Raw genomic sequence first — 19,672 nt, forward strand, 5'->3', positions numbered from 1 at the left:
ACACAACGGGATGCGCGCCTTCGCGGCCCGCGTCCGTACAGGAAAAACTCGCTGTGAGCCTCAAACTGCTGACTGTCGCCATGCTGGCCGCGTGCGTCGCGTTGACCGGTTGCGACGACCAATCGAGCGACCGCGCCGTGCAAAAACTCAAGGAATTCTTCAACGCCGTCAAACCGGATGCGTTGCTGCTCAAGGACATGACGCCGGGCGTCACGACCGAAGCGCAAATCCGCGACCAGATGGGCGAGCCCGAAACCGAGCGCACGTTCACGGACGGTTCCAAACGCTTCGAATATCCGCGCGGCCCGCAAGGCCTGAATACGTACATGGTCGACATCGATCGCGACGGCAAATTGCAGGCGATCACCCAAGTGCTGACGGCGGCCAACTTCGCGAAAATCCGCATGGGCATGAGCGAGGACGAAGTGCGCCGGCTGCTCGGCAAGCCCGGTCAGGTGGCGGTGTTTCCGCTCAAACCGGAAACCGTCTGGAGCTGGAAGTGGCGCGAAGGCGGCGTGACCGAAGAAGGCATTTTCAACGTGCATTTCGACCAGTATCAGAAGGTGTACACGACATCGCGCTCGGACGTGATCCGAGGACGGTAGACGTGAAAAGACACAAGCGGGGAAGAAGATGATTCGTCGACGTCGATACAGCCGGATCGGGCTGGTGTTAGGGGGCGGCGCCGCGCGCGGCTGGGCGCATATCGGCGCGATTCGCGCGCTGCACGATGCGGGCATCAAGCCCGATGTGATCTGCGGCACGTCGATCGGTGCGCTGGTCGGCGCGGTGTACGCGAACGGCGACCTCGACTGGCTCGAGGAGTGGGTCTCGCGGCTCACGTGGCAGACGGTGGTGCGCCTGCTCGACCTGCGGCTCTCGGGCGGCCTGCTCGGCGGGCGCAAAGTGATCCAGCTCTTCGCCGACAAATTCAACGGCCGCTCGATCGCGCAACTGAACATGCCGTTCGCGGCCGTCGCCACCGAACTCGATTCGGGCCGCGAGAGCTGGCTGCAGGACGGCAGCGTGGTCGACGCGGTGCGCGCCTCGATTGCGATTCCCGGCATTTTCACGCCGGTGTGGCACAACGGCGTCTGGCTGGTGGACGGCGGCCTGAGCAATCCTGTGCCGGTTTCGGTGGCGCGGGGCATGCGCGCGGACTGCGTGATCGCCGTCGATCTGAACAACGACATTCTGAATGGCCGCGATTTCGGCGGCGCGGTGGTCGATACGCCCGCCATCGATCCGACGGCGCCGCCACCGCTCGCGCTGCGCCGCAACGGCAAACCCTGGCCGAAGTGGCTCGCGCCCGCCGACGCACGCACCACCGACGACGTGCGCGTGCCGCCCGCGCCGAGCGCCCGCGTGCCGTCCATGCTGAGTTCGATCGCGCAGAGCATCGACATCATGCAGGTGCGGATTACGCGTAGCCGGCTCGCGGGCGAGCCGGCGGATATCCTTATCCAGCCGCGCCTGGGCGGCATGGGGATTTTCGACTTTCACCGCGCGGCGCCGGCCATCGAGGAAGGGCGCGCCGCGGTCGAATATATGCTGCCGGCCATCCGCGCGAGGCTGGGGATCGATTAGGGAGATGCGGCGCCGTGGCCGAGTCTAACGGAGCAAGGCCGCGAGCGTCGGCGGCGCATTTTCAAATACGAATGGATTGAGGAACTGGCGCCGCCACATCAGATTACGATCCACTTCGCTCAGTTGAGCCTCGGTGCAAACCGGGTTCCACCGATCGCAGATCACCTCGATCTGATGCTCGGCCAGCGCAGCGGCTTCGTCGGCGGAGAGCAGAAATAGCGGCGCCGCCTTCAGGCAGGTTTCAATCCTGCTGAAGCGCTCATTGCCGACGATCAGCATGGCCTGGGTGGCTTCGTTGCCGGCTCGCGCCTGTGGACAGATGTCGTACGCCGGCGTGAGCGCCAACTCCTTTCCATTCCAGTAGGCTGCGTGGTTGCGCGCATGGTCGTCGGTATTGCCGCACAGCACGTTGAAGAGCATGCGCGCGAACAGTTCTTTGAGCGTCGCTTTCGGGGCGCTGAAGCGATGGCGGATCAGCGTGGCGAAGTCCTCATAGCTTGCATAGCGCGCCATCATTTCGTCGAGCCCGAATAGCGTCAGCGCCGACACCATCGCGCGGCGTTGCCAGCCGTCTGCTGCGCGCACGCGGTCGAACCGTTCCACGAGCAATACATCCTTGCCGCCGACGTGCTTGAGCGTGACCGGCGCGGCATGAATGCCGACTTCGGACGCAAGGCGCATGGCAATGTATTCGGCTTTCACGACGCTGTAGACGTCGCTTTGGGAAGAAAACTTCGCGATGAATTTCCGGTTGTGCGTGGTGATCAGCGCTTTGGGACGCGCGCCGCCGATCGAACTTCCGTGAAACAGCGCGCGCTCGAGATCGGGACTCAGCGGCACGCCGCGTTCGACACTTGCAACTGCGTTCAATAGATCGCTGAAGGATGCAGTGGCCGTTTCCCGAGGTACGTACTCGGTTGGCGACAACTGGAAGTCCAGGGCCCCGATTCGATCCGAGCCCGACTCGAGCAGATACGTCAACTCGTCGAGGTCGGCGGTGCCGATCTGGGAACCTCGCACGCCAAGCTTGCGACTGATGATGACCCGCCGGCCCCACGCGTCCGGGGCTCCGTCGCGGATGCTTCCCGGAATCGATAAACCGTCGGACAGAGGGATCGTCCCGCGTTGCAGCGGCAGCTCGGGCGCATAGAGCGGGATGGCGTCGTCGCGTCCGAGGTAACTTTGGCCGTAGTTGAAGAGAATCCGGTCGCCGACAACGGCCAGTCGCCCAGCGACCACGGGTTCGGCTGCGCCCGGGAGCCAGAACCAGACAAAGGCTTCCTTATACGAGGCTTCAGAAATCATCTTTTGTTTCGATGCGAGGTGCGCGCGCGGCGCGTGGCAACAGCGTCAACATGTCTGCGTTGGCCTGGATAGCATTTGCCAGACTCGTGCGGTCGGCATCGAAAAGACGTACGCCGACCACGGCAGCTGCTTCGAACACCGCACCGATCGAGCAGGATGGATCGCCTTTCTCGATCCGCTGTATGAGGCTGCGGGACAATCCTGTGCGCTCGGCTAACTGGACCAGGGGGATTTTTCGTTCGAGGCGCGCGCGGCGAATCAATTGCCCGAGCAGCAAGGCAGCTTCCAGACTGTAGCGCGAGGCGGGACGTGTCACCGAATTAGGCATAAGCGCGGTATGGTTCATATATGAGTCACAAAGGGCCTTCGTGACTCGTTTGTGAACCATTATCGGTCAGTTCAAAGCGAAAAACAACGAATGACTCGTATATGAATCACGAAGGCCCTTCGTGATTCATATACGAGTCGCCGAAGCCATTTCCGAGCGGCCTATCGCCTCGCGCCGACCGCCCGTGATCTATCGAAAAAGCGACCCGAAACTTGCTAATTCGCGGCGGCGCTCGCCGCGCGCGTCCCGCTTTACCAACGCCAATTCCCTGCAAAACCAAGCCCTGCAAGCCGCACCGCGCGCCACAGCCCGTCTTGCTGCATCGCAACAAAGCTTCCGCCCGCCTTTGAGAAAATAATTTTCGCTTGCGAGACTGCGCGCCATGCTGGACGAGTGGGGCAGATACAAGCCGACGCCGTCCGAGACATCCTCAAACAACCTGGATGGAGACACGCGTGTTCCTATACGGCTTTGGTCCGGTGTTGCTGGCCGGCACGATCCAGACGATCGAGCTGTCCGTCCTGTCGCTGGCGGCCGCCGTATTGCTCGGCCTCGCGGGCGCGGCGGCGAAACTCTCGTTCAACCGCCCGTTGCGGGCAATCGCGACCGGCTACACGACACTGATCCGCTCGGTGCCCGACCTCGTGCTGATGCTGCTGCTGTTCTATAGCATCCAGATCGCGGTCAACAATCTCACCGATGCGCTGAATCTGCCGCAGTTCGATATCGATCCGTTCGTGGCCGGCGTGCTGACGCTCGGCTTCATCTACGGCGCGTACTTCACCGAGACCTTCCGTGGCGCCTTTCTGGCGGTGCCGCGCGGCCAGCTTGAAGCGGGCAGCGCCTACGGCATGAGCGGCGCGCGCGTGTTCACGCGCATCCTGTTCCCGCAGATGATGCGTTTCGCGCTGCCGGGCATCGGCAACAACTGGCAGGTGCTGGTGAAAGCGACGGCGCTGGTGTCGATCATCGGTCTCGCCGACGTGGTCAAAGCCGCGCAGGACGCCGGCAAAAGCACCTTCAACATGTTCTTCTTCATCCTGGTCGCTGCGTTGATCTATCTGGCGATCACCACCGCGTCGAATCTCGTGCTGATCTGGCTAGAAAAGCGCTATTCGATCGGCGTGCGGCACGCGGAGCTCTAAGACCATGATCGACATCCTCAATCAATTCTGGCGCGCGTTCCTGTACTGGGACGGCCAGCGCATGTCCGGGCTCGCCGTCACGCTGTGGCTGCTGGTGGCGTCGATCGGCATCGGCTTCGTGCTGGCGATTCCGCTGGCGGTGGCGCGTGTGTCGAAGAAGCGCTGGCTCTCTACGCCGGTGCGTCTCTACACCTACGTGTTTCGCGGCACGCCGCTGTACGTGCAACTGCTGCTGATCTACACCGGCATGTACAGCCTTGAATTCGTGCGCTCGCATCAGGTGCTGGACGCGTTTTTCCGCAGCGGTTTTCATTGCGCGATTCTTGCCTTCGCACTGAACACCTGCGCGTACACCACGGAGATTTTCGCCGGCGCGATCCGCTCGACCTCGCACGGCGAAGTGGAAGCGGCGCGCGCCTACGGCATGAGCTGGTTCACGATGTACCGGCGCATTGTGATACCGTCCGCGCTGCGCCGGGCCTTGCCGTTGTACAGTAACGAAGTGATCCTGATGCTGCACGCCACCACGGTCGCGTTTACGGCCACGGTGCCGGACATCCTCAAGGTGGCGCGCGACGCGAACTCGGCCACTTACCAGTCGTTCGATGCGTTCGGCCTCGCGGCGCTGATTTACCTCGTGGTGTCGTTCGCGCTGGTGGCTTTGTTCCGCCGCGCCGAGCGTCATTGGCTGGGTTACCTGGCGGTGCGCACGCATTGAAACGCGCCGTGTTTGCACAGGATGGCGCGCGCAATGTGTGCCGTCACGAAGATTGATCCGTATTTTCAAAGGGAGAGCATCTTGCTCCACACGACTCAAACCGAAGCTTGCAAGCTCGCCGTACAGGACATCCACAAGCGCTACGGCGACAACGAAGTGCTCAAGGGCGTGTCGCTCAATGCGAACAAGGGCGACGTGATCAGCATCATCGGCGCGAGCGGGTCGGGTAAGAGCACCTTCTTGCGCTGCATCAATTTCCTCGAGCGGCCGAACGCCGGGCAGATCGTCGTCGACGGCGAGATGGTGAAGACGAAAACCGATCGCGCCGGCAATCTCGAAGTCGCCGATCACAAGCAGTTGCAGCGCATCCGCACGAAGCTCGCCATGGTGTTCCAGCACTTCAACTTGTGGGCGCACATGAATGTGCTCGAGAACATCGTCGAAGCACCGATTCATGTGCTGGGTCTGAAGCGCAAGGAAGCCGAAGACCGTGCGCGCGAATATCTCGAGAAGGTCGGTCTCGCGCCGCGCCTCGAAAAGCAGTACCCGTCGCATCTGTCGGGCGGGCAGCAGCAGCGTGTGGCGATTGCCCGCGCGCTGGCCATGGACCCGGACGTGATGCTGTTCGACGAGCCGACTTCCGCGCTGGATCCCGAACTGGTCGGTGAAGTGCTGAAGGTCATGCAGAAGCTCGCCGAAGAAGGCCGCACCATGATCGTCGTCACGCACGAAATGGGTTTCGCGCGCAACGTGTCGAACCATGTGATGTTCCTGCATCAAGGACGTACCGAAGAAGAGGGCTTGCCCGCCGAAGTGCTCAGCGCGCCGCGCAGCGAGCGGCTCAAGCAGTTCCTGTCCGGCAGCCTGAAGTAACGCGCGGCTCGCGCAGATTCACTCGATGCCTCGCACGTCCAGCCCGGCTCGCACCACGCAGGTCGCCATCGTCGCCTTGCCGCCCGTGTCGATGTCGGGCGTCGGGCCGATTGTCGACGCGCTCAATCTCGCCAATGAAATCGACGGCCGCGCGCTGTACCGCGTGCAGGTGTGCTCGTGGGACGGCCGCGCGGTGCCGCTCGCGGGCGGCGCGCAGTGGCCCGCGGACGCCGCCTTCGGCGACGCGATCGCGTGCGACTGGCTGATCATCGTCAGCGAGCGCTTTCAGCAATTCGCCGACTATCGCCTCTTTCTCGCCAGCCTTTCGCGCGTCGGCCAGCGCACGCCGCTCGTCACCGGCATTCATCACGGCGTCTGGTGGCTCGCCATGGCAGGGCAGTTGTCCGGCTATCGCGTGAGCGTCAACTGGGAAACCTATCAGCAGTTCTCGGAGCAGTTCGAGCGCTCCATCGTCACGCAGCAGATCTTCGAAATCGACCGCGATCGCGCCACTTGCGCGGGCGGCCAGGCGACCGTCGACTTCATGCTGGCGATGATCGGCCGCGAGCACGGCCCCGAACTCGCGGATCGGATTGCCGACACGCTCGGCGTCGGCGTATTGCGCGCGGGCGAGGAGCGTCAGCGCATTCCGTTCGTGACCGCGCCGGGCGAGCGTCATCCGCGCCTGAACGACGCGCTGCTGCTGATGGAAGCGAATATCGAAGACCCGCTCACCACCGACGAGATCGCCGGTCTGGTCGGCGTGTCGCGGCGGCAGTTGGAGCGCCTGTTTCGCCAGTATCTCGGCTCGATGCCGTCCAAATACTATCTGGGACTGCGGCTTTCGAAAGCGCGCACGCAATTGCAGCGCACCAGTAAGTCCGTCGTGCAGATCAGCCTCGCTTGCGGGTTTTCGTCAGCGGCGCACTTTTCGAATGCGTACCGCGAACGCTTTGGTGTCACACCGCGAGAGGATCGTCGTAACTGGATCGACAAGCAGACGGGCGCAAGCGGCGCGGCGGCCAGCGAGCCGCGGCCGGGTGCGCTGATCGAGCGGCCGGATCAGGCGGATTGATCCGAACGAGCGCGTGGTCAGGGCTCAACCCCGGCCGATTCGCGTGGAACCTCATAGAAAGCGTCGCGTATGCGCAAGACGTATCGCGTGCGGTTTCCTACACTACCTGTATTACCTCTCACCTGTAACGAGGATTTGCCATGAACGACCTGACAGTGACACGCCAGACCTTCGACGAAGTCATGGTGCCGGTGTTTTCGCCCGCCGCCTTCGTGCCGGATCGCGGTCTCGGCTCACGCGTCTGGGATACGCAAGGCCGCGACTATATCGACTTCGCCGGCGGCATCGCCGTCACCGCTCTCGGTCATGCGCATCCCGAACTGCTGAACGTGTTGCACGAGCAGGGCGGCAAGCTGTGGCACATCGGCAATGGTTACACCAACGAGCCGGTGCTGCGTCTCGCCAGACGCCTCGAAGACCTGACGTTCGCCGACCGTGCGTTCTTCGCCAACTCGGGCGCGGAAGCGAACGAGGCCGCGCTGAAGCTGGCACGCCGCGTCGCGTTCGACCGCCACGGCGCGGATAAATACGAAATCATCTCGTTCACGCAGTCGTTCCATGGCCGTACGTTCTTCACGGTTAGCGTCGGCGGCCAGCCGAAATATTCGGAAGGCTTCGGCCCGGTGCCGGCCGGCATCACCCACTTGCCCTACAACGACATCGAAGCGGCAAAGAAAGCCATCGGCGCGCAAACCTGCGCGGTGATCGTCGAGCCGATTCAGGGCGAAGGCGGCGTGATCCCGGCGGATCCGGCGTTCCTGAAAGCGCTGCGCGAAGCCTGCGATCAGCACGGCGCACTGCTGATTTTTGACGAGGTACAAACGGGTGTGGGCCGCAGCGGCTATTTCTACGCGTACGAGGAAACCGGCGTGACGCCGGACATTCTCACCACCGCCAAAGCGCTCGGCAACGGCTTCCCGATCGGCGCGATGCTGACCACCAACGAACTAGCCGCGTATTTCAAGGTCGGCGTGCATGGCACGACGTACGGCGGCAATCCGCTGGGCGCCGCGATCGCTGAGAAGGTGGTCGAGTTGGTCAGCGACCCGAAGCTGCTGGAAGGCGTGCGCTCGCGCAGTGAAGCGCTGAAAGGCCACTTGGCAAAGTTGAACGAACGCTTCGGTCTGTTCACGGAAGTGCGCGGCCGGGGTCTTCTGATCGGTGCGGAATTGACCGATGCATTCAAGGGCCGCGCGAAAGATTTCGTCACGGCGGCAGGCCAGCACGGCGTGATCATGCTGATGGCCGGTCCTGACGTGCTGCGTTTCGTGCCGTCGCTGATCATGCCGCTCGACGACATGAACGAAGGCTTCGAGCGACTCGCCAAGGCCATCGAAAGCATTGTCGGCGCGAAGGCCGAAGCCACGTCGAACTGATCCACGGCATTGATCATGCGTCACATTCAACAGGAACGATGATGCTCTTCGTACGCCCAGGCCGCCTCGCCGATCTCGACGCGCTCGAACATATGGCGCGCACCGCGCAACCGGTGCTGCATTCCCTGCCGCACGACCGGCGTGCGCTCGAGACGCGCGTCGCGTTATCGGAAGACTCGTTTCGCGCGGAAGTCGATTTTCCGGGCGAGGAGTTCTATCTGTTCGTGCTCGAAGATGCGCAGAGCGGCAAGCTGATGGGCACGGCGAGCATTGTCGCCGCGGCCGGTTATTCGGACCCGTTCTACGCGTTTCGCAACGACGCGCTGATTCATGCGTCGCGCGAACTGCACGTGAACCGCAAGATTCACGCGCTGACCATGTCGCATGAGTTGACCGGCAAGAGCCGCCTTGCGGGCTATTACATCGATCCGTCGCTGCGTGGCGACGCCGCCGCGCATCTCATGTCGCGTGCGCGAATGATGTACATCGCCGCCAATCGCAAGCGCTTCACGCCCGAGGTGTTTTCGCTGCTGCTCGGCGTGACCGACGAGAACGGCGTGTCGCCGTTCTGGGAAGCGGTGGGGCGCAAGTTCTTCGGTCGCAACTTCGCGGACATCGAGATCGAATCGGGTGGCCGCAGCCGCACGTTCATCGCCGAAGTGATGCCCACGTATCCCATCTATGTGCCATTGCTGCCCGAGGCGGCGCAGCGCGTGCTCGGCGAGCCGGATTCGAAGGCCTTGCTCGCGTATGACATTCACCTTGAAGAAGGCTTCGAGACGGATCGCTATATCGACATTTTCGACGCGGGTCCTGTGTTGACCGCGCAGGTGGATCGCAGCGCTTGCGTGACGCGCAACGAAACGCGTGTGGTGCACGAGAACGATGCGCCCGCCGACGGTGCGACGTATCTGATCGCGCATAACGGCGCCGATGGCGAGTTCCGCTGTGTGCTCGGCGAATTGACGGCGGGCAAAGAAGCCGGCGCGTCATTGCCGCACGCGGCGCGGGCGGCGCTCGGCGTCGAAGAAGGCGACACGGTGCGCTGCGTGCCGCTGCACCAGCCGCATCAGGATGAACAATCGGGAGAGGCACGATGATCGTCGTTCGCGTTGTGCAACGAGGCGATGTGGACGCGCTCATGCGGCTCGCACAGGAAACCGGCCCGGGTCTCACCACCTTCAAGCCGGACCGCGACGCACTTGCGGCACGCGTGGAACGCGCGCGCCGCACGATGGAAGACAAGGCCGAGCCGCATGAAGCCGGCTACTTCTTCGTGATGGAAGACACCGACACGGGCGACATCGCCGGCGTGTGCGGCATCGAAACCGCAGTCGGCCTGCAACAGCCGTTCTACAACTACCGCGTGAGCACCGTGGTGCACGCGAGCCAGGACCTCGGCATCTGGACGCGCATGCGCGCGCTGAATATCTCGCACGACCTGACCGGTTACGCCGAAGTGTGCTCGCTGTTCCTCAGCCCGCGTTATCGCACGAGCGGCGTGGGCGGCTTGCTGTCGCGCTCGCGCTTCATGTTTCTCGCGCAGTTTCGCGAGCGTTTTCCGCAGCGTCTGTGCGCGGAATTGCGCGGCCATTTCGACGCCGAAGGCACCTCGCCGTTCTGGCGCGCGGTCGGCTCGCATTTCTACCAGATCGATTTCAATGCGGCGGACTATCTGAGTTCGCATGGCCGCAAGGCGTTTCTCGCCGAGTTGATGCCGCGCTACCCGGTGTATGTCGAGTTGTTGCCGGAAGAGGCGCAGCGATGCGTCGGCCTCACGCATAACGACACGATTCCGGCGCGCCGCATGCTCGAATCGGAAGGGCTGCGCTACGAGAATCACGTCGATATCTTCGACGCGGGGCCGGTGCTCGAATGCCATATCGCCGACTTGCGCACCGTGCGCGAGAGCGTGGTGGTGCCGGTCGAGATCGCGGCGTCGAGCACCTCGGGCGCGCCGCAGGATGGACCGAAATCGATGGTGTCGAATACCTCGTTGGGCGATTTTCGCGTCGGCGTGGTGGCGGGCGTGCCGCAGGACGGCGTATTCCGTCTGAGCGCGATTGAAGCCGCGGCACTCGACGTCAAGGCAGGCGACCTCGTGCGCGTGCTGCCGCAGAAACACAAACAGGGATGATCATGAGCGAGCTTTTCATCGACGGCGAATGGGCCGCCGGCACAGGACCCGCATTCGCGTCGTGCAACCCGGGCACGGGCGCGACGGTGTGGGAAGGCAACAGCGCCTCGGCGGACGACGTCGACCATGCGGTGCGCAGCGCGCGCCGCGCCTTCGCCGCGTGGTCGGCGTTGAGCCTCGACGAGCGTTGCGGCGTGGTGCGCCGCTTCGCCGCGCTCGTGACCGAACGCAAGGAAGCGCTGGCTGAAGCGATTGGCCGCGAAACCGGCAAGCCGTTGTGGGAAGCGCGCACTGAAGCGGCTTCGATGGCGGCCAAGGTCGAGATCTCGATTCAGGCCTATAACGAGCGCACCGGCGAAAAGCGTTCGGCGATGGCGGACGGCACAGCCGTGCTGCGGCATCGTCCGCATGGCGTGGTGGCGGTGTTCGGGCCGTACAACTTTCCGGGGCATTTGCCGAACGGGCACATCGTGCCGGCGCTGATCGCGGGCAATGCGGTTGTCTTCAAGCCGTCGGAACTCGCGCCCGGCGTGGCCGCGCTCACCGTGCAGATCTGGCGCGACGCCGGCTTGCCCGCGGGCGTGCTGAATCTCGTGCAAGGCGAGAAGGACACCGGCATTGCGCTCGCGAATCATCGGCAGATCGACGGTTTGTTCTTCACGGGTAGTTCGGATACCGGAACATTGCTGCACAAGCAGTTCGGCGGCCGCCCGGAAATCGTGCTGGCGCTCGAAATGGGCGGCAACAATCCGCTCGTGATCGGCCCGGTGGCCGACGTGGATGCCGCCGTGCATCACACGATTCAATCGGCGTTTCTGTCGGCGGGGCAACGCTGCACCTGCGCGCGCCGTATTTTCGTGCCGAACGATGCGGGCGGCGATCGCTTCATGGAACGCTTGACCGAAGTCACGTCGCGCATCACGGTCGGCGAATACAACGCCGATCCGCAACCGTTCATGGGCGCGGTGATCTCGGCCCGCGCGGCGTCGCGGCTCGTTGCCGCGCAGGAACGTTTGCTGGCTGACGGCGCGAGAGCTTTGCTGAAGATGGAACAGCGCGACCCGAAGCTCGGCTTCGTCACGCCCGCGATTCTCGACGTCACAAGCGTGAAGAATCTGCCCGACGAAGAACACTTCGGTCCTTTGGCACAAATCATCCGCTACGGCAGCTTCAACGAAGCGCTGGAGCAGGCCAACGATACCGAGTTCGGTCTCTCCGCCGGCTTGCTCGCCGACGACGAAGCGCTCTGGACGCATTTCCAGCGCACCATTCGCGCGGGCATCGTCAACTGGAACCGGCCGACCAACGGCGCCTCGTCGGGCGCGCCGTTCGGCGGGCCGGGCCGCTCGGGCAATCACCGGCCGAGCGCGTACTACGCAGCCGACTACTGCGCGTTCCCGATGGCATCCGTCGAAAGCGCGCAACTGCAAATGCCCGCGAGCGTCTCGCCGGGCCTTCAATTCTAAGGATCGACGATGCAAGCCACTGAAGCCAATTTCGACGGCCTGGTCGGCCCGACCCACAACTACGCGGGGCTCTCGTTCGGCAACGTCGCGTCGCAGAACAACGAGAAGTCGGTTGCGAATCCGAAGGCGGCGGCGCGGCAGGGCCTGCGCAAGATGAAGCAATTGGCCGATCTCGGCTTTCATCAGGGCGTGTTGCCGCCGCAGGAGCGTCCGTCGATGCGCCTGTTGCGCGAACTCGGTTTCTCCGGCGACGACGCCACCGTAATCGCGCGCGTGGCGAGAGACGCGCCCGAACTGCTGGCCGCCGCAAGCTCGGCTTCGGCGATGTGGACCGCGAATGCGGCGACCGTGAGTCCGTCCGCCGACACTCACGACGGCCGCGTGCATTTCACGCCGGCCAATCTGTGCAGCAAGCTGCATCGCGCGATCGAACACGAGTCGACGCGCCGCACATTGCGCGCGATTTTCAACGACGCCGACCGTTTCGTGGTGCACGAGGCGCTGCCCGGCACGCCCGCGCTCGGCGACGAAGGCGCGGCGAATCACACGCGCTTCTGCGCGGACTATGCGGCGCGAGGCGTCGAATTCTTCGTGTATGGCCGCAGCGAGTATCGGCGCGGGCCGGAGCCAAAACGCTTCCCGGCGCGTCAAACCTTCGAGGCGAGCCGCGCGGTCGCGCATCGTCATGGCCTTGCGGAATCGGCTACGGTGTACGCGCAGCAGAACCCGGACGTGATCGACGCGGGCGTGTTCCATAACGACGTGATCGCGGTCGGCAATCGCAATACGCTGTTCTGTCATCAACTGGCGTTCGTCGAACAGAACGCGGTATACGACGAACTGCGCTCTAAGCTCACCGGCCTGAAGGCGGACTTCAACGTGATCGAAGTGCCGGACGCGCAGGTGAGCGTGGCCGACGCCGTCACCTCATATCTGTTCAACAGCCAGTTGCTGACGCGTCCGGACGGCAAGCAGGTGCTGGTGGTGCCGCAGGAATGCCGCGAAAACCCGCGTGTGGCGGCATATCTCGACGATCTGGCATCGCATGCGGGCCCGATCGACGACGTGCTGGTGTTCGATCTGCGCGAAAGCATGAAGAACGGCGGCGGCCCGGCGTGTCTGCGTCTGCGTGTCGTGCTCGACGACGCGGAACGCGCGGCGGTAACGCAAGGCGTGTGGATCAACGACACCTTGTTCGGCCGACTCGATACGTGGATCGAAAAACATTATCGTGACCGCCTCGCGCCCGCCGATCTGACCGATCCGCAATTGCTCGCCGAATCGCGCACCGCGCTCGACGAACTGACGCAGATTCTCGGTTTGGGCTCGCTGTATGACTTCCAGCGCTGAGCGCGATATGCCGGTTCCGATGCTCGACGATTTTCTGGCTTATACGCTGGCGGGCACGCGACCGGCCGCGAATGAAACACAGGGTACGTGTGCCGGCGGCGTGCGCTGGTCGTGGCTGGACGACGGCGTGCTGTTGATGGAGCCGGCGGCGCAGGAAGAGGGCGTGCGCAGCGTGCTCGTCTCCGCCGGCGTGCACGGCGACGAGACCGCACCGATCGAACTGGTGGGTTTTCTGGTGCGTGACATCACGCAAGGCACGGCTGCGCTGACTTGCCGCCTGCTGGTGGTTCTCGGCAACGTCGACGCCATGCGCGACGCGTGCCGTTATCGCGACGACGATCTGAACCGGCTCTTCAGCGGGCGTCATCTGCAAGTGCCGCAGAGTTATGAAGCACCGCGTGCCGCCGCGCTCGAACAGGCGGCGTCGCAGTTCTTCGCGGCGGCGTCGGGTGAGCCGGGCGCGCGCTGGCATATCGATATGCACACGGCGATCCGTGCGTCCGCCTTCGAACAGTTCGCGTTGCTGCCGCATACGGGCAAGCCGTTTTCGCGCGCGATGTTCGAGTGGCTCGGCGAGGCGCGTATCAGCGCGGTGCTGTTGCATACCACCAAGGGCAATACGTATTCGCATTTCACCGCGCAGGCGTGCGGCGCCGAAGCGTGCACGCTGGAACTCGGCAAGGTGCGTCCGTTCGGTCAGAACGATCTGACGCGTTTCGCCGGCGCCGATCACGCGGTGCGTCATCTGCTGGCGGGCATGCGCGGCGAGGTTCGTGCGGAACTGCCGCGCGCATTCACGGTGATCGATCAGATCACCAAGCAAAGCGACGCGTTCGAATTGCTGGTCGCCGCCGATGTCGCGAATTTCACGCCGTTCGCGAAAGGCACCGTTCTCGCACGCGACGGCGAATACCGCTATGTCGTGCAGCATGACGAGGAGCGGCTCGTGTTTCCGAACGCGACCGTCAAGCCCGGTTTGCGCGCCGGCTTGATGGTTGTCGAGACGACGCAGCACACCTTGTCGAAACTCGTGTAGTCCACGACTACGCAAGATCCAAACGTTGCGCGCCAGGCGCGCAACGTTCCTCACGGGCGCGGCCGTTTAAGCCGCGTTCGCGCGGATCAAACCTTCCGCTACCATCGCTTGCGTCACCTTCGGCCGTGCCGCAACGCGCTCCAGATACGCCTCCAGCTTCGGATAAGCGCCAAGATCGATCGACAGCATGCGCGCCCAACTCAGCACGGTGAACGCATACGCATCGGCGACGGAGAACCGTCCCGTCAGATAGTCGCGTGCCGCGAGCACCTTGTCGAGTTCGCTAAAACGCGTGGCGAGTTTGGCGCGGCATTCAGCCTTCGTCGACTCGGCCGTCTCCTGATGCCAGAGCCACGGGCTGAACGTCTTGTGCAATTCGGTGCTGATATACGTGAGCCAGCCGAGCGCTTCGAGCCGTTGCGGCGATCCCGCTGGCGGCAGCAGATCCGACTCGGGCGCAAGATCGGCGACGTATTGCAGCAGCGCGGCGCCTTCGGTGTGGCGCGAGCCATCGGCGAATTCGAGCAGCGGCACATAGCCGCGCGGCGAGATCGCGTAATAGTCGTCGCCGTTGGCGAGCTTGTGCGTTTGCAGATTGACCTTGATGCCTTCGAAGTCGAGATCCGCTTCGCGCAATGCAATGTGAACCGCCAGCGAACAGGCGCCCGGCGAGTAATAGAGTTTCATGGTTTCACCGCTATAGATGAGGATAAAGTCCCGGCTGGTGCCGGTGGCAAAGCTCGTCGGCCGACAAGTCCATGTGGTAAAAGTAGCCCGGATCGCATTCCGGATAAACAGGCGGCTTGCCAAACCATGCGTGCAAAAACGCAATACGAACTGACCTCGGCGGATACGCAGACCATTCTCGCGCTGGTGCGCGCCGGCACGCTCGCGGAAGCCGCGCAGCGTTTGGGTATCGACGCCTCGACCATCTTTCGCTCGGTGCAGCGGATCGAACGCGGGCTGGGGCAGCGTTTGTTCGAGCGCTCACGCAGCGGCTATCGCGCCACGCCGCTCGGCGCGCAACTGGCGCGTCACGCCGAGCGCATAGAAAGCGAACTCGCGGCGGCGCGCTCCACGGTGCAGGCGAGCAGCGATCGCGTGTCCGGCAGCGTCCACGTGACGACCACCGATACCGTGCTATACGGCCTGCTGTTGCCCGCGCTGCATGATTTCGTGGCGCTGCATCCGGCGTTGTCTTTCGAACTGACCGCGACCAACAGTCTCGCGAGTCTCACCAAACGCGACGCCGATATCGCCGTGCGCGCCACGCGCCGCGCGCCGGATCATCTGGTCGGCAAGCACGTGGGCCCGCTGCGCATCGCGGTGTTCGCCGCCAGGAGCAGCGGCATCCAGGCGAGTGATGGCGATGCGCTGGCGCGCTGCGACTGGGCGGCCCCGGACGCCTCGCTCGGCGACCATCCTTCCGTGCTCTGGCGCAAGCGTCATTGCCCGACAGTCGAGCCGCGCTACAAGACCAACAGCGTGATGGCGGTGTTCGAACTCGTGGTGCGCGGTTTTGGCGTCGGCATCTTGCCGACCTTTCTCGCGCGCGGCCGTGACGATCTCGTGCAATTGACGCCGCCGCTCGACGAAGCCGAGTCGCAGGTGTGGGTGCTTGCGCATCCGGAGTCGCGTCATTTGCCGCATGTGGCCGCCGTCTATACGCACCTGTCGCAACAACTCAGCGGCGCTTTCGCAGCCGGCGACGGCGCGCTCTAACACGCTCGGCTTTGCCTGAACGCGACAGCTATTTACACCTTTACCCGTGAGCCCAAGGCGCGTGCGCAGCGACGCGCCACGCGGCGCGCCCGCAGGCGCGGCAAACGCAGCCTGTACAATCGCGGCCTCGCGGCTGTTGCGCTGCACCACAGCGGCCGCACGAGTTTGAAGCGCAATTTTGGCCCGGCAATCATGCTTGCCCGGAGTCGGCTCCGTCTTATTCAATACCGTAGAGGAACACCCGTAATGAAGATGAATTGGCGAAACATAGCTGCGCTCGCGCTGTTCGCAGCGGCTTCGGTCACGGCCGGCACCGCAGCGGCGGCCGATATCAAGGAAGTGCATTTCGGCGTCGAGGCGTCGTATGCGCCGTTCGAATCGAAGTCGCCGTCGGGCGAGCTGCAGGGTTTCGACATCGACGTCGGCAATGCCGTGTGCGCGAAGCTGAAGGCCAAATGCGTGTGGGTGGAAAACTCGTTCGACGGTCTGATCCCGGCCTTGCAGGCGCGCAAATTCAACGCCATCAACTCGGACATGACGATCACGGATCAGCGCCGCCAGGCGATCGACTTCACGGATCCGATCTATACGATCCCGAATCAGATGATCGCGAAGAAGGGCAGCGGTCTGCTGCCGACACCGGCATCGCTCAAGGGTAAGCATGTCGGTGTGCTGCAAGGCACGATCCAGGAAACCTACGCGAAGGCGCGTTGGGCGCCGGCCGGCGTCGACGTCGTGCCGTATCAGACGCAGGATCAGATTTACGCCGACCTCGCCTCGGGGCGTCTCGACGCCGCGTTCCAGGACGCGGAAGCCGCGGCGAAAGGCTTCCTGAAGAAGCCGCAAGGCGCGGGCTTCGAGTTCGCCGGTCCGGCCGTCACCGATGAGAAGCTGCTCGGCGCGGGCGTCGGCTTCGGCATCCGCAAGGGCGACAAGGCCCTGAAGGACGCGCTGAACCAGGCGCTCAAGGAACTGAAAGCGGACGGCACGATCGACCGTTTCGCAGCGAAGTACTTCGATGTGAAGGTGGTGTTGAAGTAACGCGCGTCTTAAGTGATTCGTTGTAGCTGATGCAAACGGCCGCTAATCGCGGCCGTCTGCATTTGAGGCGTTGCGAGAGGTGACCGCCAAGCGATCAACGCACGTTTGCTTCCGGCTGATCGAGATAATCGAACACGACTTCGCCGAGACCGAGGGTGAGATCGGCAAGCAGATGGCGTGCTTCGACGATCTCCAGCACCGGCAATTCCGCGACCGGCGCGAGCGCGTGCGGCGCCAGTTCGAGTGCGGCCGGGCCGGTCCATGCGCCTTTCAGATCGATGTCCTGCAGGTAGTAGCGCACCAGTTCGCAGATACGCGGCGTGCCGTCCACATGCGGAATCACCTTGAGCAAAAAGTTCGGCGTTTCGAGGCGCTTTTTCTGCTGCGCCAGATCGAGTTGCCGATGCTTGTAGCCCATGGTGCCGGTGGCAATGCGCACCGGGCCGTAGTCGAGCGTGCCGACAAGCGTGTCGGTATGGACGGCGAGCACCGGGTTCGCGAGCTTCTTCGGAAAGCCCCACAGTTCGCGGCCGCCGGCGATGGGCGGATGGTCGTCCAGATACATGGCCAGCGTGTAGCCGCCCGCCACGCCTTTGTACGACACCGGGATCACCTGGCCGCTTTCCGTGTAATCGCCGAAGCCCGTCGAATCCGGCATGCGGATGAACTCGTAGTGCACCAGCGGCTCGCCGATCTCGAGCGGCTCGGGCACCACGGCGCGCAGTTTGTCCGGATCGGTGCGGTAGGTGATGATCAGAAATTCGCGGTTGATGAACCGGTACGGACCCATGGGGAATGCCGGGCTCGTGATCGGCATGGCGAAGGCATTTGACAGCACGCTTTTGACGTCCATGTTTTTCCTTGGTGGTTAAACGCGGGTGGAACGCTTCTGCACTGCACAAGAGTATCGGCGATTTTGCGTCGCCTCGCTTTCAGACTGATCTCCAATTATTTCCAGATATTGCCTCACGGACGTGTCCACGCATGGCGGCCTGCGCTAAAATTGCCGAGCCCATCGCGGGCGCTACGGCCTTCATGGCTTGAGACGCGCGCTGACGGTGCGGCGAAAATCAAAATACAGCAGTCAGCGCCGGGGCGGCGCTTAGCGGGGGAGTGCAATGACCACCATCGCAGTCGAGAATCCGGGCCACACGGGTGCAACGGACAATGCGCAATTGAATGCCAGTTTCGCGCGGCAGCCTATTCTGAATCGGGACGGCATGCTGTGCGGCTACGAGATCAAGGTGCGGGCACCGGAATGGTCCGCGCACACGGCAGACACCGCACCTGCCGCGGGGCATGAGAACAGCGATGCCGAGGCGTCATCGCACCGCGCGCCCGATCCGGCGCAACGTGTGGCGCAAGCCATCCTTCACGGCCTGCTTCAGGGCAATGTGCGCGGTGCGCTGACCGGGCATCCGGCTTATGTGGACGTCAGCCGCGAGATGCTATTCGACGAGGCGATTCTGAGCTTGCCCGCCGAGCGCTTCATGCTCGAATTGGCGCCCACCATCGAGATCGACGAGGCGCTGGTGGCGCGTATCGTCCAGTTGCACGGGCGGCGCTATCGCTTCGTGCTCGACAAGGTAACCCAGCCCAACGAAGGCTTCGCCAGACTGCTGCCTTACGCCGAAGTCGTCAAGATCGATTTCATGCACGCGCCGCGCGCGCTGCTGCCGAAACTGGCGAGCGTGCTCAAGTCGGCGGGCAAGCTGCTGGTCGCCTCGGGCATCGATGCGCAGGCCGATTTCGAAACGGCGCATGGACTCGGCTTCGATCGCTTTCAGGGCTACTTCTTCGCGCGCGCGCAGACCTCGGCAACGCGCCGTGTCAGCGCGCCGCGCCATGCGTTGCTGAACCTGCTGCAACTGCTCTCGGGTGATCCGACCGTCGCGCAGCTCGAAGCCGAACTCAAGCTGAACCCGGTGCTGGTGATGCATCTGATGAAGCTCGCCAATTCGAGCGGGCTGGCCGTCGGCCACAAGGTCACGACGCTGCGTGAAGCGATCAACGCGACCGGCACCAACCGCATCGCGCGCTGGACCCAACTGCTGCTCTACGCCGACGGCCGCAAGGTCGCACTCGAGGACGATCCCTTGTTGCAACTCGCCGCGACCCGCGCGCGCTTCATGGAGCTGGCAATCGAGCGTCTGCCCGAAGCCGGCCGCGACGAAGCCGACGCGGCATTCCTGACCGGCGTATTTTCATTCGTCGACGCGGTGTTCGGCGGCTCGCTCGAAAGCACCTTGAACGTGCTGACGCTGTCGCGTCCGATCCAGGCGGGCATTCTGCATCGGCAGGGCGCGCTGGGGTTGCTGCTGAGCGCGGTCGAAGCGCTCGAATGCGGCGCGTGGGATGAGATCGGCGCGCTGTGCGAACGCTTGCAGCCGTTGACGGTGGAAGAGGTCGCCGAACTGGGTCTGGTGGCCGGCGCGTGGGCCGGTGTCGCGGACCGCAGCGCGCAAGGTCTGGAAAGAATCGAGGATTGAGTTCAGCGATTCAGCCGGAGACCG

19 protein-coding genes are annotated in these 19,672 nt (G+C 63.7%); 15 read left to right on the forward strand and 4 right to left on the reverse strand.

Going from position 1 to position 19,672, the window contains the following annotated elements; translation table 11 throughout:
* The first annotated feature begins 53 nt into the window (after positions 1-53).
* Positions 54-605 (forward strand): hypothetical protein, encoded by a 552-nt coding sequence (locus tag B0G73_RS36830; protein ID WP_106285969.1) that lies wholly within the window; start codon positions 54-56, stop codon positions 603-605.
* Positions 606-633: 28 nt separating this feature from the next.
* Entirely contained in the window at positions 634-1,587 is a 954-nt protein-coding gene (locus B0G73_RS36835; protein ID WP_106285970.1) for a patatin-like phospholipase family protein, read from the forward strand.
* 24 nt (positions 1,588-1,611) lie between these two features.
* Here the strand turns inward: B0G73_RS36835 and B0G73_RS36840 are convergent, their stop codons facing one another.
* Positions 1,612-2,892 carry a type II toxin-antitoxin system HipA family toxin gene (locus B0G73_RS36840; protein ID WP_106285971.1) on the reverse strand — a complete coding sequence of 427 codons (1,281 nt, stop codon included), beginning with the start codon at positions 2,890-2,892 and terminating at the stop codon, positions 1,612-1,614.
* Positions 2,882-3,238 (reverse strand): helix-turn-helix domain-containing protein, encoded by a 357-nt coding sequence (locus tag B0G73_RS36845; RefSeq protein ID WP_199730111.1) that lies wholly within the window; start codon positions 3,236-3,238, stop codon positions 2,882-2,884. The genes B0G73_RS36840 and B0G73_RS36845 overlap by 11 nt, the downstream gene beginning before the upstream one ends.
* Positions 3,239-3,675: 437 nt before the next feature.
* Here B0G73_RS36845 and B0G73_RS36850 point away from each other — a divergent pair, with 437 nt between their 5' ends.
* The 10 genes from B0G73_RS36850 (at position 3,676) to astE (ending at position 14,396) form a co-directional block, all read left to right on the forward strand.
* On the forward strand, positions 3,676-4,365 hold the full coding sequence (locus B0G73_RS36850) for an ABC transporter permease (protein WP_012432581.1): 690 nt from the start codon (positions 3,676-3,678) through the stop codon (positions 4,363-4,365).
* A 4-nt stretch (positions 4,366-4,369) separates the two neighbouring features.
* Positions 4,370-5,083, forward strand: a complete 714-nt coding sequence (locus B0G73_RS36855) for an ABC transporter permease (RefSeq protein WP_106285972.1) — start codon at positions 4,370-4,372, stop codon at positions 5,081-5,083.
* A gap of 81 nt (positions 5,084-5,164) precedes the next feature.
* A complete protein-coding gene (locus tag B0G73_RS36860) occupies positions 5,165-5,956 on the forward strand; it encodes an ABC transporter ATP-binding protein (RefSeq protein WP_106285992.1) in 792 nt (263 codons plus the stop codon).
* Between the two features lie 25 nt (positions 5,957-5,981).
* On the forward strand, positions 5,982-7,031 hold the full coding sequence (locus B0G73_RS36865; RefSeq protein ID WP_106285973.1) for a GlxA family transcriptional regulator: 1,050 nt from the start codon (positions 5,982-5,984) through the stop codon (positions 7,029-7,031).
* 140 nt (positions 7,032-7,171) lie between these two features.
* The gene (locus B0G73_RS36870) at positions 7,172-8,407 is read left to right on the forward strand and encodes an aspartate aminotransferase family protein (protein WP_106285974.1); all 1,236 of its coding nucleotides are present in this window, start codon (positions 7,172-7,174) and stop codon (positions 8,405-8,407) included.
* A gap of 41 nt (positions 8,408-8,448) precedes the next feature.
* Complete coding sequence (gene aruF, locus B0G73_RS36875) at positions 8,449-9,507, forward strand: arginine/ornithine succinyltransferase subunit alpha (protein ID WP_106285975.1); 1,059 nt, start codon at positions 8,449-8,451, stop codon at positions 9,505-9,507.
* Positions 9,504-10,544 carry an arginine N-succinyltransferase gene (astA, locus tag B0G73_RS36880; RefSeq protein WP_106285976.1) on the forward strand — a complete coding sequence of 347 codons (1,041 nt, stop codon included), beginning with the start codon at positions 9,504-9,506 and terminating at the stop codon, positions 10,542-10,544. Before aruF ends, astA begins: the two co-directional genes overlap by 4 nt.
* Before the next feature lie 2 nt (positions 10,545-10,546).
* Complete coding sequence (gene astD / locus B0G73_RS36885) at positions 10,547-12,010, forward strand: succinylglutamate-semialdehyde dehydrogenase (protein ID WP_106285993.1); 1,464 nt, start codon at positions 10,547-10,549, stop codon at positions 12,008-12,010.
* Positions 12,011-12,019: 9 nt separating this feature from the next.
* On the forward strand, positions 12,020-13,360 hold the full coding sequence (gene astB / locus B0G73_RS36890; RefSeq protein WP_106285977.1) for an N-succinylarginine dihydrolase: 1,341 nt from the start codon (positions 12,020-12,022) through the stop codon (positions 13,358-13,360).
* Positions 13,344-14,396: a succinylglutamate desuccinylase gene (gene astE, locus B0G73_RS36895; RefSeq protein WP_258194145.1), complete on the forward strand. Its 1,053-nt coding sequence runs from the start codon at positions 13,344-13,346 to the stop codon at positions 14,394-14,396. Before astB ends, astE begins: the two co-directional genes overlap by 17 nt.
* A gap of 66 nt (positions 14,397-14,462) precedes the next feature.
* Here the strand turns inward: astE and gstA are convergent, their stop codons facing one another.
* Positions 14,463-15,083, reverse strand: a complete 621-nt coding sequence (gene gstA / locus B0G73_RS36900; protein WP_106285978.1) for a glutathione transferase GstA — start codon at positions 15,081-15,083, stop codon at positions 14,463-14,465.
* A gap of 126 nt (positions 15,084-15,209) precedes the next feature.
* Between gstA and B0G73_RS36905 the strand changes: the two genes are divergently transcribed.
* Both B0G73_RS36905 and B0G73_RS36910 read left to right on the forward strand, forming a co-directional pair.
* Positions 15,210-16,118: a LysR family transcriptional regulator gene (locus B0G73_RS36905; protein ID WP_106285979.1), complete on the forward strand. Its 909-nt coding sequence runs from the start codon at positions 15,210-15,212 to the stop codon at positions 16,116-16,118.
* A gap of 246 nt (positions 16,119-16,364) precedes the next feature.
* Positions 16,365-17,159 carry an ABC transporter substrate-binding protein gene (locus tag B0G73_RS36910; protein ID WP_106285980.1) on the forward strand — a complete coding sequence of 265 codons (795 nt, stop codon included), beginning with the start codon at positions 16,365-16,367 and terminating at the stop codon, positions 17,157-17,159.
* 94 nt (positions 17,160-17,253) lie between these two features.
* Here B0G73_RS36910 and B0G73_RS36915 read toward each other — a convergent pair whose 3' ends face one another.
* A complete protein-coding gene (locus B0G73_RS36915) occupies positions 17,254-18,012 on the reverse strand; it encodes an acetoacetate decarboxylase (RefSeq protein ID WP_106285981.1) in 759 nt (252 codons plus the stop codon).
* A 265-nt stretch (positions 18,013-18,277) separates the two neighbouring features.
* Between B0G73_RS36915 and B0G73_RS36920 the strand changes: the two genes are divergently transcribed.
* Positions 18,278-19,648 (forward strand): EAL and HDOD domain-containing protein, encoded by a 1,371-nt coding sequence (locus B0G73_RS36920; protein WP_106285982.1) that lies wholly within the window; start codon positions 18,278-18,280, stop codon positions 19,646-19,648.
* The last annotated feature ends 24 nt before the right edge of the window (positions 19,649-19,672 follow it).

Source organism: Paraburkholderia sp. BL25I1N1, assembly GCF_003002025.1.
Lineage (GTDB): Bacteria > Pseudomonadota > Gammaproteobacteria > Burkholderiales > Burkholderiaceae > Paraburkholderia.

What these genes read in the sequence shown, in the direction of transcription:
- B0G73_RS36835 (WP_106285970.1), top strand. Translation starts at nt 634, where the DNA reads ATGATTCGTCGACGTCGATACAGCCGGATCGGGCTGGTGTTAGGGGGC.
- B0G73_RS36840 (WP_106285971.1), bottom strand. Translation starts at nt 2,892, where the DNA reads ATGATTTCTGAAGCCTCGTATAAGGAAGCCTTTGTCTGGTTCTGGCTC.
- B0G73_RS36845 (WP_199730111.1), bottom strand. Translation starts at nt 3,238, where the DNA reads ATGAACCATACCGCGCTTATGCCTAATTCGGTGACACGTCCCGCCTCG.
- B0G73_RS36855 (WP_106285972.1), top strand. Translation starts at nt 4,370, where the DNA reads ATGATCGACATCCTCAATCAATTCTGGCGCGCGTTCCTGTACTGGGAC.
- B0G73_RS36865 (WP_106285973.1), top strand. Translation starts at nt 5,982, where the DNA reads ATGCCTCGCACGTCCAGCCCGGCTCGCACCACGCAGGTCGCCATCGTC.
- B0G73_RS36870 (WP_106285974.1), top strand. Translation starts at nt 7,172, where the DNA reads ATGAACGACCTGACAGTGACACGCCAGACCTTCGACGAAGTCATGGTG.
- aruF (WP_106285975.1), top strand. Translation starts at nt 8,449, where the DNA reads ATGCTCTTCGTACGCCCAGGCCGCCTCGCCGATCTCGACGCGCTCGAA.
- astA (WP_106285976.1), top strand. Translation starts at nt 9,504, where the DNA reads ATGATCGTCGTTCGCGTTGTGCAACGAGGCGATGTGGACGCGCTCATG.
- astD (WP_106285993.1), top strand. Translation starts at nt 10,547, where the DNA reads ATGAGCGAGCTTTTCATCGACGGCGAATGGGCCGCCGGCACAGGACCC.
- astB (WP_106285977.1), top strand. Translation starts at nt 12,020, where the DNA reads ATGCAAGCCACTGAAGCCAATTTCGACGGCCTGGTCGGCCCGACCCAC.
- astE (WP_258194145.1), top strand. Translation starts at nt 13,344, where the DNA reads ATGACTTCCAGCGCTGAGCGCGATATGCCGGTTCCGATGCTCGACGAT.
- gstA (WP_106285978.1), bottom strand. Translation starts at nt 15,083, where the DNA reads ATGAAACTCTATTACTCGCCGGGCGCCTGTTCGCTGGCGGTTCACATT.
- B0G73_RS36905 (WP_106285979.1), top strand. Translation starts at nt 15,210, where the DNA reads ATGCGTGCAAAAACGCAATACGAACTGACCTCGGCGGATACGCAGACC.
- B0G73_RS36910 (WP_106285980.1), top strand. Translation starts at nt 16,365, where the DNA reads ATGAAGATGAATTGGCGAAACATAGCTGCGCTCGCGCTGTTCGCAGCG.
- B0G73_RS36915 (WP_106285981.1), bottom strand. Translation starts at nt 18,012, where the DNA reads ATGGACGTCAAAAGCGTGCTGTCAAATGCCTTCGCCATGCCGATCACG.
- B0G73_RS36920 (WP_106285982.1), top strand. Translation starts at nt 18,278, where the DNA reads ATGACCACCATCGCAGTCGAGAATCCGGGCCACACGGGTGCAACGGAC.